At 71.0% G+C, this 11,755-nt stretch carries 11 protein-coding genes and 1 pseudogene; 5 read left to right on the top strand and 7 right to left on the bottom strand.

Annotated features, from left to right (window positions below):
• The 6 genes from J0695_RS31945 to J0695_RS31920 all read right to left on the bottom strand — a co-directional run.
• On the bottom strand, positions 1 to 1,216 hold a 1,216-nt coding region (locus tag J0695_RS31945; RefSeq protein WP_277990060.1), incomplete at its 3' end, for a glycoside hydrolase family 2 TIM barrel-domain containing protein.
• Complete coding sequence (locus tag J0695_RS31940; RefSeq protein ID WP_206968015.1) at positions 1,213 to 2,451, bottom strand: ROK family protein; 1,239 nt, start codon at positions 2,449 to 2,451, stop codon at positions 1,213 to 1,215. The genes J0695_RS31945 and J0695_RS31940, both read right to left, overlap by 4 nt.
• A gap of 109 nt (positions 2,452 to 2,560) precedes the next feature.
• The gene (locus tag J0695_RS31935) at positions 2,561 to 3,802 is read right to left on the bottom strand and encodes an FAD-binding protein (protein ID WP_242553456.1); all 1,242 of its coding nucleotides are present in this window, start codon (positions 3,800 to 3,802) and stop codon (positions 2,561 to 2,563) included.
• A 16-nt stretch (positions 3,803 to 3,818) separates the two neighbouring features.
• Positions 3,819 to 4,685: an alpha/beta fold hydrolase gene (locus tag J0695_RS31930; protein ID WP_206968011.1), complete on the bottom strand. Its 867-nt coding sequence runs from the start codon at positions 4,683 to 4,685 to the stop codon at positions 3,819 to 3,821.
• A gap of 103 nt (positions 4,686 to 4,788) precedes the next feature.
• Positions 4,789 to 5,727 carry a M56 family metallopeptidase gene (locus J0695_RS31925; protein ID WP_206968009.1) on the bottom strand — a complete coding sequence of 313 codons (939 nt, stop codon included), beginning with the start codon at positions 5,725 to 5,727 and terminating at the stop codon, positions 4,789 to 4,791.
• A complete protein-coding gene (locus tag J0695_RS31920) occupies positions 5,724 to 6,104 on the bottom strand; it encodes a BlaI/MecI/CopY family transcriptional regulator (RefSeq protein ID WP_206968007.1) in 381 nt (126 codons plus the stop codon). The genes J0695_RS31925 and J0695_RS31920 overlap by 4 nt, the downstream gene beginning before the upstream one ends.
• 164 nt (positions 6,105 to 6,268) lie before the next feature.
• Here J0695_RS31920 and J0695_RS31915 point away from each other — a divergent pair, with 164 nt between their 5' ends.
• From J0695_RS31915 to J0695_RS31900, 4 genes are read left to right on the top strand one after another with little or no spacing between them, the layout of a single operon-like run.
• Positions 6,269 to 6,928: a DedA family protein gene (locus J0695_RS31915; RefSeq protein WP_307798831.1), complete on the top strand. Its 660-nt coding sequence runs from the start codon at positions 6,269 to 6,271 to the stop codon at positions 6,926 to 6,928.
• Between the two features lie 12 nt (positions 6,929 to 6,940).
• Positions 6,941 to 7,528, top strand: coding sequence for a phosphatase PAP2 family protein (locus J0695_RS31910; RefSeq protein WP_206968003.1), 588 nt, complete (start codon positions 6,941 to 6,943; stop codon positions 7,526 to 7,528).
• The gene (locus tag J0695_RS31905) at positions 7,525 to 8,283 is read left to right on the top strand and encodes a phosphatase PAP2 family protein (protein WP_206968001.1); all 759 of its coding nucleotides are present in this window, start codon (positions 7,525 to 7,527) and stop codon (positions 8,281 to 8,283) included. The genes J0695_RS31910 and J0695_RS31905 overlap by 4 nt, the downstream gene beginning before the upstream one ends.
• Before the next feature lie 46 nt (positions 8,284 to 8,329).
• Positions 8,330 to 9,406: a bile acid:sodium symporter family protein gene (locus J0695_RS31900; RefSeq protein WP_206967999.1), complete on the top strand. Its 1,077-nt coding sequence runs from the start codon at positions 8,330 to 8,332 to the stop codon at positions 9,404 to 9,406.
• Here the strand turns inward: J0695_RS31900 and J0695_RS31895 are convergent.
• On the bottom strand, positions 9,378 to 10,106 hold the full coding sequence (locus J0695_RS31895) for a TetR/AcrR family transcriptional regulator (protein WP_206967997.1): 729 nt from the start codon (positions 10,104 to 10,106) through the stop codon (positions 9,378 to 9,380). The two genes, J0695_RS31900 and J0695_RS31895, sit on opposite strands and share 29 nt — an antisense overlap.
• 102 nt (positions 10,107 to 10,208) lie before the next feature.
• Here J0695_RS31895 and J0695_RS31890 point away from each other — a divergent pair.
• Positions 10,209 to 11,735: pseudogene (locus J0695_RS31890) on the top strand (APC family permease).
• Positions 11,736 to 11,755: the final 20 nt, after the last annotated feature.

The following is an 11,755-nucleotide window of genomic DNA, read 5'->3' as shown; positions in this document are numbered from 1 at the left end:
GCGACCAGATGACGACGGAGGGATGGTTCTTGTCGCGCTCGACCATGCGGGCCGCCCGGTCGATGAGGGCGGGCGTCCAGCGTTCGTCGTCGACCGGGTTGTCGCGCCACTCCTGCTCGACGAAGCCGTGGGTCTCCAGGTCGCACTCGTCGATCACCCAGAGGCCCAGCTCGTCGCAGAGGTCGAGGAAGGCCGGGTGCGGCGGGTAGTGCGAGGTGCGGACCGCGTTGATGTTGTGCTGCTTCATCAGCTCGACGTCGCGGCGCATGGTGTCGAGGTCGAGGGTCCGGCCTGTCTCGGGGTGGAACTCGTGGCGGTTGACGCCGCGGAAAAGGATCCGTCGGCCGTTGACCTTGATCAGGCCGTCCTCGACGGCGACCGTACGGAAACCGATGCGCAGGGGTATCCGCTCGCCGCCGGTGGCCAGTTCGGCGTCGTACAGGCGCGGTGTCTCCGCGGTCCACGGCTCGACGGGGAGCGTCGTGGATTCGCCCGTCGCGAGGTCGATCCCCAGCTCGGGGACGGTGATCCGGCCGGCCGGATCGCTTGCGACGCTGAGCGTTCCCTCACCGGTGCGGTGGTCGTAGGGGCTGTGCACGAAGAAGTCGCGGACCGCGGCCTCGGGCCGGTGCTGCAGGGTCACGTCGCGGAAGATGCCCGGCAGCCACCACTGGTCCTGGTCCTCCAGGTACGAGCCCGACGACCACTGGTGCACGCGTACGGCCAGGACGTTGCCGCCGGGCCTCAGCAGCGCGCCCACCGCGAACTCGTGCGGCAGCCTGCTCCCCTTGAACTCGCCGATCTGCTCGCCGTTGAGCCAGACCCTGGCGCAGGACTCGACCCCGTCGAAGCGGAGCACGGCGTCACCGTCGACAGGCCAGCCGGCCGGCAGGTCGAAGCTGCGCAGATGGTCGCCGGTCGGGTTCTCGGTCGGCACGCGCGGCGGGTCGACGGGGAAGGGGTAGAGATGGTTGGTGTAGATGGGCGCGCCGTGGCCCTGGAGCACCCAGTGGCCGGGCACCGTGATCTCCGGCCAGCTCCCGGCGTCGTACCCCTGCGCGGCGAACGACTCGTCCTCGGCGTCGGCCGTCGGCGAAAGACGGAAGCGCCAACTACCGTTGAGCGAGAGCGACTTTGCGTCCGAGGAGGCGCTGTGGGCGCGCGGCGCCAGCGACCCGCTGCCGGGTGACACGTCTTCGTAGTACGGGGTGCTCATCGGTCTCGGTCTCCCAGTGTCTTCGAGGCTGTTCTCGGGGCCTTCTGTCCCACGGAGGCGAGCGATCCCTCGAGCGCGAAGGTCGCCGCGCCGAGGCTCACAGGGTCGGTGGGGATCGGACAGAGCACGATCTCCGTGGCGGCCAGCGGACGGGCCAGCGCACGGCGGGCCACCGCCTCGCGGACCTCGTCGAGGAGCGGGCGGCCGAGCTTGCCCGCCACCCAGCTGCTGAGGACGACCACCTCGGGGTTGAGGAGATTGACCAGGTCGGAGATGGCTGCGCCCAGATAGCGAGCGGTTTCCCGTACGACCTCGACCGCCACCGGGTCGCCCGCGGCAGCTCCGGAGGCGAGGGCCTCGATGGTCGCTGTCTGGTCGTCGGGGTGCAGCATCGGGCTGTCCGGGCTCAGTTCGCGCAGATTTCGCATGATGCCGGGCGCGCCGACGTAGGTCTCCACACAGCCGCGGTTGCCGCAGTGGCAGAGGCGCCCGTCCAGGACCAGGGTCGTGTGGCCCCATTCGCCCGCCGAGTTGGTGATGCCCCGGTGCAGCTCGCCGTTGAGCGCGATGCCGGCGCCCACCCCCGTGCCGAGGTTGACGACGACCACGTCCGAGCGGCCGCGTGCCGCGCCGAACCACAGCTCGGCGACAGTGCAGGCGTGCAGCGGATTGTCCAGGTAGAGGGGGTAGTCGACGTGCTCGGCCAGCAGCCCGAGGAGCGGTACGTCGTGCCAGTCCCAGTTGGGCGCGTACAGCAGGGAACCGCCCTCGCGGTCGACCTGGCCCGGCATGGAGATCCCTGCGCCGAGCACCGTGCCCGGCTCGACGCCCGACTGGACCACCACGGAGGCGATGGCGTCCGCGATGTGGGCGACCATCTGATCCGGCTGCTTCATGCCGGGCTTGAGCTCCGTGTCCGCCCGGGCGAGGACCTTGAGCGCGAGGTCGAAGAGTTCGACATGGATGTACGTCTCGGCGACGTCGACGCCGATCAGCGCGCCCCCGGCCGCATGGACGGCGACCAGCCCGCGAGGGCGCCCGCCGTCGGAGTCCTCGAAGCCGACCTCGGTGAGCAGGCCGAGTTCGAGCAGCTCGCCGACGAGGGTGGCGACGGTGGCCAGGCTGAGCCCGGTCGCCGCCGCCACCTCCTGCCGGGAGGCGGGGGAGTCGGCGATGATCTGCCGCAGCACCCCATAACGGTTGGCGGTGCGGATGTCACGGGACGTGCGTTTCACGGTGGTTCCCCCTGTCGTGCCCTGCGTCGGCCACGCCGGCGCAGCGCCAGGCTATGGCGTCGGCCAGGGATTCGACAAGGGGTTCGGAAAGGGGTTGTGAAAAGGGGTGTCAGGCCTCGCCGAGGAGCGGTGCAAGGAAGGCGTTGGTGAATTTGCCCGCCGGATCGAGCTCCCTGGCCAGCGACCGGAACTCCGCCAACCTGGGGTAACGGTCGGTGAGTTGCGTGGTGGGGACGGTGAAGACCTTTCCCCAGTGCGGGCGAGGAGCGAACGGTGCGAGCCGCTCCTCGAGGAGTCGGAGCACCGGCTCCACGGCCTCCATGTCCTTGACCCAGGTGAAGTGCAGACCGACCGTGTCCCGGCCGTACGCAGGACTCAGCCAGAGTCCGTCGCCGGCCATCGTCCGTACCTCGCAGATCTGCAGCACCGGCGCGACCGCCTCCCGGACCGAGTCGACCGCGTGCAGGGCGGCGACGGCGTCGGCCCGGTCGACCAGGTACTCGGACTGCAGCTCCTCGCCGTTGCTCGGCGTGAACTCGGCCCTGAAGTGCGGCAGCCGCTCGTGCCACGGGCCGGGGACACCCTGCTGCTGCGTGCAGTGCTCGGGCGACACGCCGGGCACAGGGTGCAGCGGACCCTCGGCCTCGGGGGCCCAGGGGAACTCGGGCTCCCGGCCTGCCTCGTACTTGAGCCACACCTGTCCGAAACGCGGCCCGCGCCAGTCGGTGAACATGCTCACGCTGTACGCCGCCGAGGTCACCGCGTCGAAATGCTCGTCCAGTACGGACAGCGGCAGACCGGTGTGGACCCGCTGCGCCATCTCGAAGGCGGGCACCAGGTCCAGGGTGAGCGAGGTGACCACCCCGAGCGCGCCCAGGGAGACCACGGCCCCGTTGAAGCGCTCGCCGTCGTGCTCCCGGCTCAGCGTCAGCAGCTCGCCGTCGGCGGTGATCAGGTCCAACTCCCTTACGGCAGTGGCCAGGCTGCCGTTTTCGTTGCCCGATCCATGGGTGCCGGTGGCCACCGATCCTGCGACGGAGATGTGCGGCAGCGAGGCCATGTTGTGCAGGGCGAAGCCGTGCTGGTGCACCTGCCGGGCCAGCTCCGCGTAGCGCACGCCCGCCGCCACCCGGACGGTGGAAGCGGCCCGGTCCACCTCGACGGCGGGGGGCAGCCCGGCCACCGAGAGCAGCGTCCCCTCGGAGTCGGCTATCTCGTTGAAGGAGTGCCCGCTGCCGAGGACCCGCACCCGTGCGCTGTCCGTGACGGACTTGCGCAGCTCGTCGAGGGTGGCCGGACTGTCCAGACGCTGTGCTGTGAAGGCGATGTTTCCCGCCCAGTTGGTCAACATCCTGCAGACCATACGGCTAGGCCCTGCCGAGGAAGTCCAGCAGAGCGACGAGCAGCGCCTGCGGATTCTCCTCCGCGATCCAGTGGGCGGTGCCCGGCACGATCTGTGCGGTGACGTCCTCGGCGACCTCGTGCATCATCTCCCCGAGGAGCGAGCCCGAGGTGGAGACGGCGCCGCCCAGAGCCAGCACCGGCACGGTCAGTTTTCCGTTCCGCTTCAGGGCCGTGCGGTTGTCCTCCGCGTCCTGGTCGAAGGCACGGTAGAGCTCGAAGCCGGCGCGCATCGCACCCGGCGCGGAGTAGGCCTCCGTGTAGATGTCGAGGTCCGCAGGACCGATCGCGGACGGATCGGAATTGCGTACGTTGAAGAAGGTCTGCAGATACTGCCGCTCACGCCCGGCCACCAGCATCTCCGCCACGTCACGCGCACCGTGGAAGGCGAAGTGCCACACGCGGGGGTCGCTGCGCAGCCGGTCGAAGACCTCGGTCCCCGGCAGCGGTGCGTCCATCACCACCAAGTGGGAGACCTCGTCCCGGTAGGCCTGGGCGAAAGCGTAGGCGACCATCAGGCCGATGTCGTGGCCGACGACGACGAGCGGTCCCTCGATCCCCAGATGGTCGCGGAGCAGGCGGTGGATGTCCCGCGCCACGGTCTCCTTGTCGTAGCCGTCTGCCGGCTTCCAGGAGTGCCCGGCGCCCCGGTAGTCGGGGGCGACCACTCGGAATCCGGCCTCCACGAGCGGGGTGATGACCCGGTGCCACTCCCACCAGGTCTGCGGGAATCCGTGGAGGAGGACGACCGTGCGCTCGCCGTCGCCCGCCGTGACGTAGTGGAGCCGCAGCCCGGGCTCGATGTCGGCCATTCCGTGCGTCAGGTCGCTCACGATCGGTCTCCTCCGGTGGGGTGGCGTCGCCCGACCGTAACCGCGGTGCGGAGCCCGCATGTGAATCGATTGACGAAGATCGTCAATCGGGCCGTTCGCGGGGTCAGTTGTCGCTTTCGCCCTGGGCCGTCTCGACGCTTCTGTGCAGATCGGTCCCGGCTTCGACGGCAGCCCCTGCGGACAGCGCCAGACACGCCAGGAGTACGACCGCGAACCCGCGCACCGTACGGCCGCGGCTCCGGGCGGCGGCGGGCCTGCGGTCGAGCAGGGCGGCGACCCGGCGGGGCACGGGGCCCGCTGCCGCGGCGAGTGCGGCACTGGGGCGCGGCGAGGGCGCGCTGCGGGCGGCGAGCGCGGCGCGGCCGATCGCGCGGGCCGCCACGGAACGGTCGCCGACGGCGTCTGCCGCCGATTCGTCCGCCCAGCGCTCCAGGGCGTAACCGATGGAAGGCCGCAGCGAGCGCAGCGTGGGATGACAGAGGGCCGCGAGTTCGGCGCAGGCGAGGAAGAGGTGGTGGCGGCCGCTGAGATGGGCCCGCTCGTGGGCGAACAGGGCCTCACGTTCGACCGGTTCAAGTGCCTGGAGCATGCCGGTGGTGACGACGATCCGGCCGGGGCGGCCCGGCAGCGCGTACGCGTCGGGGCGGCCGTCGCGGAGTACGGACAGATCGCCCGCCTTCGGCCGGCCCATGAGCCGTCTTGCCTCGCAGAGTTCTGCGGTCTGGCGCCGGACGGTCCGTACGAGCACGGTGGCGCCGAAGCAGAGCAGCGCTGCGGCCGCGCCTGCGGCGAGGCCGGTGAGCAGCACGTTGCCGCCGGCCAGCGGCTTGATCAGATCGCCGATGGCGGCAACCGGGGGGAGGAGCAGCGCTCCGGCGACGACCAGGAGGGCGAGGGCGGCCGTACTGCAGAGGGCCAGGGCGACGGTGGTGGCGGTGAGCAGCCAGGCGGCCGGTCGCGGCGCGAGGGCCTCGGCGATGCGCCGGGCCGCGGGGACAGCGATCAGGGGCAGTAGAAAGGGCAGCCACACCGCGTAAATCATGACGAGTCGCCCTCCAGGAGCTCGCGCAGCAGGCGCTCGTCGTGGTCGCTGAGCTGGGAGACGAAACGGGCGAGGACAGTGGAACGGTCCTCTTCCTTCTCCAGCTTCTCCAGCTCGGTGTGCATCCGGCGGGCGGTGAGCCCGGGGGAGTCCTCGGTGGGCGTGTACGCATAGCCGCGCCCCGAACGGGTGCGGGCGACGGCACCTTTCTCGTGCAGGCGGCTGAGGATTGTGGTCACGGTCGTACGGGCGAGACCGGCCGGCAGGGTGTGCTGCACCTCGGCGGGCGTCAGCGGTCCCTGGGCGGCCCAGAGTGCGGCGAGCACACTGGCCTCGAGCTCGCCTGCGGGCCGTCGCTCGGCATTCGCGTCGGGCATGGGGAACTCTCCTCCCGGATCTTTCGTCTACAGTGTTGTAGACCGTCTACATCGCTGTAGTCAGTCGGGGTGCGGCAGCAAGCAGCCCCACGACCATTATGGGAGGGCCCACCGCATGGCCGAAGCGCATCCCCCGCCGGACCGTACCTGTGAGGAGGCTCACCGTGTCGCTGGCCGTTAACGTGCTCGACGCTGGCTCCCTGCTGTCCGCCTTCGGGGCGCTCGGCATCGCCCTTGTCCTCTTCGCCGAGACGGGGCTGCTCATCGGCTTCTTCCTGCCCGGCGACTCGCTGCTCTTCACCGCCGGGCTGCTCTGCGTTCCCGGGGTACACGGATCGGTGCATCTCTCGCTCTGGCAGGTGCTGATCGCCTCCGTCGTCGGCGCCGTCGTCGGGGCCCAGACCGGATTCTGGATCGGCCGCCGCGGCGGCCGCTCGCTGCTGGAGAAGAGCAGGTCAAAGAAGATCCAGGAGGGCGCGGCCCGGGCCGAGGAGATCCTGGGGAAGTACGGCCACGCCAAGGCCGTCGTCCTCGCGCGCTTCGTCCCCGTCGTCCGCACCGTGCTCAACCCCCTCGCCGGAGCGCTCAACGTCCCCACCCGCACGTTCACGCTCTGGCAGACGATCGGCGGCGTGGTCTGGACAGTCGGCCTGGTCCTCGGCGGCTACGCACTGGGCTCCTCCGTGCCGAACGTCGACAAGTACCTGCTGCCCGTCATCGCACTCGTCGTGGTGATCTCCCTGATCCCCCTCGCCCTGGAACTGATCCGCTCCCGCAACCGCTCGCGCGCCCGTGCCCGTTCCGGCGCCGGGCAGACCAACTAGGAGACAACCGCCGTGTCCACCTTCGACGGCGGGCTGTACACCCGGATCACTGATCTCGCACAGCACGCACCGCACTGGCTCGACAACGTCATCACTTTCTGGTCCAACTACGGACTCGCGCTCTTCGCCGTCCTGATGCTCGTCGCCTGGTGGCGCGCGCGGAACGACAGCGCCGAGCGCATGGCGACGGCCCTGGCCGTCCCCGTCATCGTCGTCGTGGCCTATCTGGCCAACGACGTGATCAAGATGCTCTTCCACGAGCAGAGACCGTGTCAGACCCTCCACACGGTCACGCTCGACACCTGCCCGGCGCTGGGCGACTGGTCGTTCCCGAGCAACCACTCGGCGATCGCCGGAGCGGCTGCCGTCGCTCTCTTCATCGCGTACCGCCGCCTCGCCGTCATCGCGATTCCCGCCGCGCTCCTGATGGCCGCGTCCCGGGTCTGGGTCGGCGTGCACTACCCGCACGACGTGGTCATCGGTCTGCTGACCGGCATCCTCGTCGCCTGGCCGCTGGCACTGCTCGCCCGGCGCGCGGCCCCGGCCGTCGATCGCCTCCGCGACACCCGGCTCAAGCCCCTGCTGGTGGCCACGGGATGAACACACCGGCCCCCGTCCGTACGCCGACGACCGCATCGAATACCGCCCCGGTGGCCGTCGCGGCGGGCTGCGCCGCCCTGCTGGCAGTGCTGTCCGTGGTCGTCGTCGTACGGAACGGGGCGCCGCTCCCTGGCGACCTCGGCGCACACAGCTGGGGTCTCGATCACCGCCCGCCGGTCGGCCTGGCCTTCGGCCGGGCCGTCACGGCTACGGGCACAGGAGTGCTGCCGTACGTCATCGCCCTCGCGGCGGGGCTGCTGGCGGTCCTGCCGCGCGACGCGGCACCCCTGCCCGCGCTGCGGGGCCCCGCCTTTCTGCGCGGGGTGCGGGGGGCGTGGATCTGCGCTGTCGCCGCCCCGCTCGCATTTCTCGCGCTCGGTCAGGCTCTGCGCTTCGGGCTGATGGAAGCGGTCGGGCGGGCCCGGCCCCCCGCCGCCGACTGGGTCACTCACGCCTCCGGCTTCGCCTTCCCCTCCGGGCACGCCACCACCTCGGCCCTCGCCGCCGGGCTGCTCGGCTGGGCCGTGCTCGTCCGGGTCCGGCGGGCCGCCCTGCACCGCACCGTCTGCGTACTGCTCGCCTGCTGGGCCGTCGCCGTCGGACTCAGCCGTGTCTACCTCGGGGTGCACTGGGCCAGCGATGTGCTCGCGGGCTGGCTCTTCGCCGCCTGCTTGATCGCCGTCGGCGTCGCGCTCGCGCCGTTGCTCCGCACCTCCATACGTCTGCCGGAAGCCGCTGCCACCAGCAGCCGCTGATCGTCGCTCGCTCCACACGACGTACCAGAGACGGGACACCAGGCCCATGAACGGCTCCCTCGCAAGGCGGGCACTCACCCTTGCCCAGCGCAGGCTCACGCTCACCATGCTCATCGCCTACGCGGCAGCGGCACTGGTCCCCGCCTTCGGGCTCGCCGTGCGCCACGCCCGGCTGGGCGCGGTGCCGGTGCCAGGGGGACACCCGATGCCGGTGACGCTGCCCTCGCTGCTGCTCGCCTTCGTCCTGTTCACCGCGTCCGTGCAGATCTCCGCCCGCCAACTGCCCGCGCTGGTGCGCCGGCCGCTGCCGCTGCTCACGGGGACCGTCGCCAACACCCTCGTCCCGCTGATGCTGTTGCCGATGATGGCCGTCGTACTGGGGCTGCTGCCCGACAGCGACGGATGCAGCGGGCTGCTCACCGGTATGGCCCTGATCGGCGCCATGCCCGTGGCGGGCGGGGCCACGGTCTGGGGCGACCGGGCCGGCGGCAACCACAGCCTGGTCGTCGGGATCGTCCTCGCCTCCACCCTGATCAGCCCGCTCACCATTCCGCTGACCCTGCACGCCGCCTCCGCCGTGACCAGCGGCCACTACTCCGACGACCTGACCCGGATGGCGCGCACCGGAGGCGGGGCCTTCGCCGTGGCGGGCGTCGTGGCGCCATGCCTCGCGGGCCTTGCCGTACGGACGGCGTTCCGCGGCCGGGGTCTGGACAGCGCCGTCCCCTGGCTGAAGCTGATCAGCCTGGTCGCCGCCGTGTTCCTCACGTACAGCAATGCCTCCGGCGCTCTCGGCGGCTTCCTCCGCGACCCGCGTCCCGCGCTGCTCGTCGCCTCCGTCGTCACCGCCGCCGGGATGTGCACGGCGTCGTTCGCCATCGGCTGGGGCCTGGCCCGCATCCTGCGCGCCACCCACGCCGACACCGTGGCGATCACCTTCGCGTCGGGCATGAACAACAGCAGCGCGAGCGCGGTCCTGGCGGCGACCCGGCTCCCGGACTACCCGCAGGTCCTCCTTCCCGTCCTGGCGTACAGCCTGCTGCAGAAGCTCCTCGCCGGACTCACGGACAGCGCGCTGCTGCGCCGCGGCAACGTCAGGGCTTCGTCCGCCGGCCCGACGTGAAGGAGGCCAGTCGCGCGCCCGCCGCGGAGAGCAGCAGCTCCAGTGCCGCCGGATAGGCGCTGCGGTTCATGTCCGCCACCAGATGGCGCGCGGTCGCGGCGATGTGCGGGTGGGTGTCCGACGGCAGCCGGGCGTACGTCGCCCGCCACATCTCCTCGTCGGCCCTGCGCGACTCACGGGGCAGGGACTCGGCGGCCGCGTCCAGGACCGCGAAGGCCAGTGCCTGGTCGATGAAGGCGTGATAGATCCCCACGGCTTCCTGGTCGGGGAAGCCCGCGTCACGGAGGACGCCGAGGCCCGCTTCCACCGACCGGATCTCGTTCGTCCGTCCGGTGACCCGGTAGGAGCTGAGCACCGCGGCCTGAGGATGGGCGAGCGCGCCCGCATGGATGAGCAGCCCCAGTTCGCGCAGGTCGGCGCGCCAGTCACCGGTGCGCCGCCAGGCCCGCAGGGCCCGGCCGATGAGTTCGTCGGCGACCGCGAGCAGCAGATCGTCCGTATCGCGGAAGTACCGGTACAGCGCACTCGGGTCCGCCCCCAGGGCCGCCCCGAGACGCCGCACCGTCAGTGCCGCCGCGCCGTGTTCCTTCAGCAGCCGCAGCGCGGTCCCGACGATCAACTCCTCGGAGAGCACGACCCCTTGCTTGGTCGGCCTCCTGCGCCGCCGCGCGCCGGGCGCGGGCACCACTCGCTCGCTCATGGCGGCACCTTATGTCAACGGCATTGACCTGTTAAGGGCGCCGGCAGTTTCATATCCAGCCATCGGGCCGGTTACGGCCCCTCGGTGAGAGCGGAGCCCACGGTGACCCCTGCGAAGAGCCCCATTGGCACGGATCCGCCCCAGCAGTCCCTGACCCGGTCGATCGGTGTGCTCGACACGGTCGCCATCGCCGCGTCCAGTACCGCGGCGACCACCAGCATCGGCATCGGCCTCGGCGCGACCGCCATGGTCGTCGGCCTGCACCTGCCCGCCATCATGCTGCTCTCCTTCCTCCCGATCCTCGGCATCGCCGGGGCATTCGTCCGCCTCAACAAGGTCGAACCCAACGCGGGCAACGGCTATGTCTGGGTGGGCCGTTCCCTCAGCCCCTGGCTCGGATTCCTCACCGGCTGGATCAACATCGCCGGCACCGTCGTCTTCCTCGCGTACACCACCGCCGTGACCGGATCCGCACTGCTGCAGCTCATCGGCAAGGCGGGCCTCCACCACATCGCCGGTCTCGCCCTCGACCCCGACTCCACCGCCCAGACCACCGTCCTGGGCATGCTGGTCCTCGCCGCGGTCACCCTCACCGCCGTCTCCGGCATCCGCACAGCCGCCCGCTTCCAGACCGGGCTGCTGATCTTCGAGTACGCCGTATTGATCGGCTTCTGCGGTTACGGGCTCTTCGCCGGAAGCCATCCCTTCCGCCTCGACTGGTTCAACCCCTTCGCCATCCCCTCGCTCAGCGGTCTCGCCCAGGGCATGCTGCTCTAGGTCTTCGCGTACTGGGGCTTCGACGCCGCCTTCACCGTGAACGAGGAGGTACGCGATCCGCGCCAGGCGTCCCGCGGCGGAATGATCACCCTCTTCACCATGCTCGGCCTCTTCCTCCTCGGCTCGGTCGCCTTCCAGCGCGTGCTCTCCCAGCCCGAACTGGCCGGACACGGAGCCGAGGGCCTCACCTTCTTCGGCGACCGCCTCGCCTCCGAACCCCTCGCCACCCTCCCGCTGATCGCCCTGATGTTCTCGGCCGTCGCCTCGCTCCAGTCCGGAGTGATCCCCACGGTGCGCGGCATGTTCGCCATGAGCCGCGACCGCACACTGGGCCCCGTCTGGGGACGGATCAGCCCCAAGTACAAGACCCCCGCGGCCGGCACCCTGCTCCTGGGCGCCTGCGCGGCCGCCATGGCCTTCCTCGCGATGGTCATTCCCACGCTCAGCGACATGATCCTGGCGGCGGTCAACGCGATCGGCGTCGTCGTCGCGCTCGCGTACGCACTGACCGCCCTTGCCGCGGCGGTACGGTTCCGCGGCCTGCTCCGCGAGGACCCCTGGCAGGGTGTGCGTGCCGTGATTCTGCCGACGCTGAGCGCGGCCGTACTGCTCGGCCTCGGCGGCTACCTCTGCCACAGCTACTACGTGTCCACCGACCACTTCGAGGCCGACCCCGACAACGGCTGGTTCATGCTGCTCTGTCCCGGCCTGATGATCGGCACCGGAATCCTGGCGGCGGCCTGGGCCAAGTGGGTGCGGAAATCACCGTACTTCCGCACCGGCCACGGCACCGACGCCGACGAACTCTTCGCCTCCGAAGCCTCCGAAGCCTCCGAAACCGCCACCGTCTGACCGCTCAGACCCGCCCGCCC

This window comes from Streptomyces beijiangensis (assembly GCF_017315755.1).
In the GTDB taxonomy this organism is placed as follows: domain Bacteria; phylum Actinomycetota; class Actinomycetes; order Streptomycetales; family Streptomycetaceae; genus Streptomyces; species Streptomyces beijiangensis.
The sequence above is the reverse complement of the archived record's forward strand: the minus strand, read 5'-3'. Positions and strand labels throughout refer to the sequence as shown.

Bases quoted from the DNA above. Each gene is read 5' to 3' on its own strand.
- J0695_RS31935 (WP_242553456.1), bottom strand. From the start codon at position 3,802: ATGTTGACCAACTGGGCGGGAAACATCGCCTTCACAGCACAGCGTCTG.
- J0695_RS31925 (WP_206968009.1), bottom strand. From the start codon at position 5,727: ATGATTTACGCGGTGTGGCTGCCCTTTCTACTGCCCCTGATCGCTGTC.
- J0695_RS31920 (WP_206968007.1), bottom strand. From the start codon at position 6,104: ATGCCCGACGCGAATGCCGAGCGACGGCCCGCAGGCGAGCTCGAGGCC.
- J0695_RS31905 (WP_206968001.1), top strand. From the start codon at position 7,525: ATGAACACACCGGCCCCCGTCCGTACGCCGACGACCGCATCGAATACC.
- J0695_RS31900 (WP_206967999.1), top strand. From the start codon at position 8,330: ATGAACGGCTCCCTCGCAAGGCGGGCACTCACCCTTGCCCAGCGCAGG.
- J0695_RS31895 (WP_206967997.1), bottom strand. From the start codon at position 10,106: ATGAGCGAGCGAGTGGTGCCCGCGCCCGGCGCGCGGCGGCGCAGGAGG.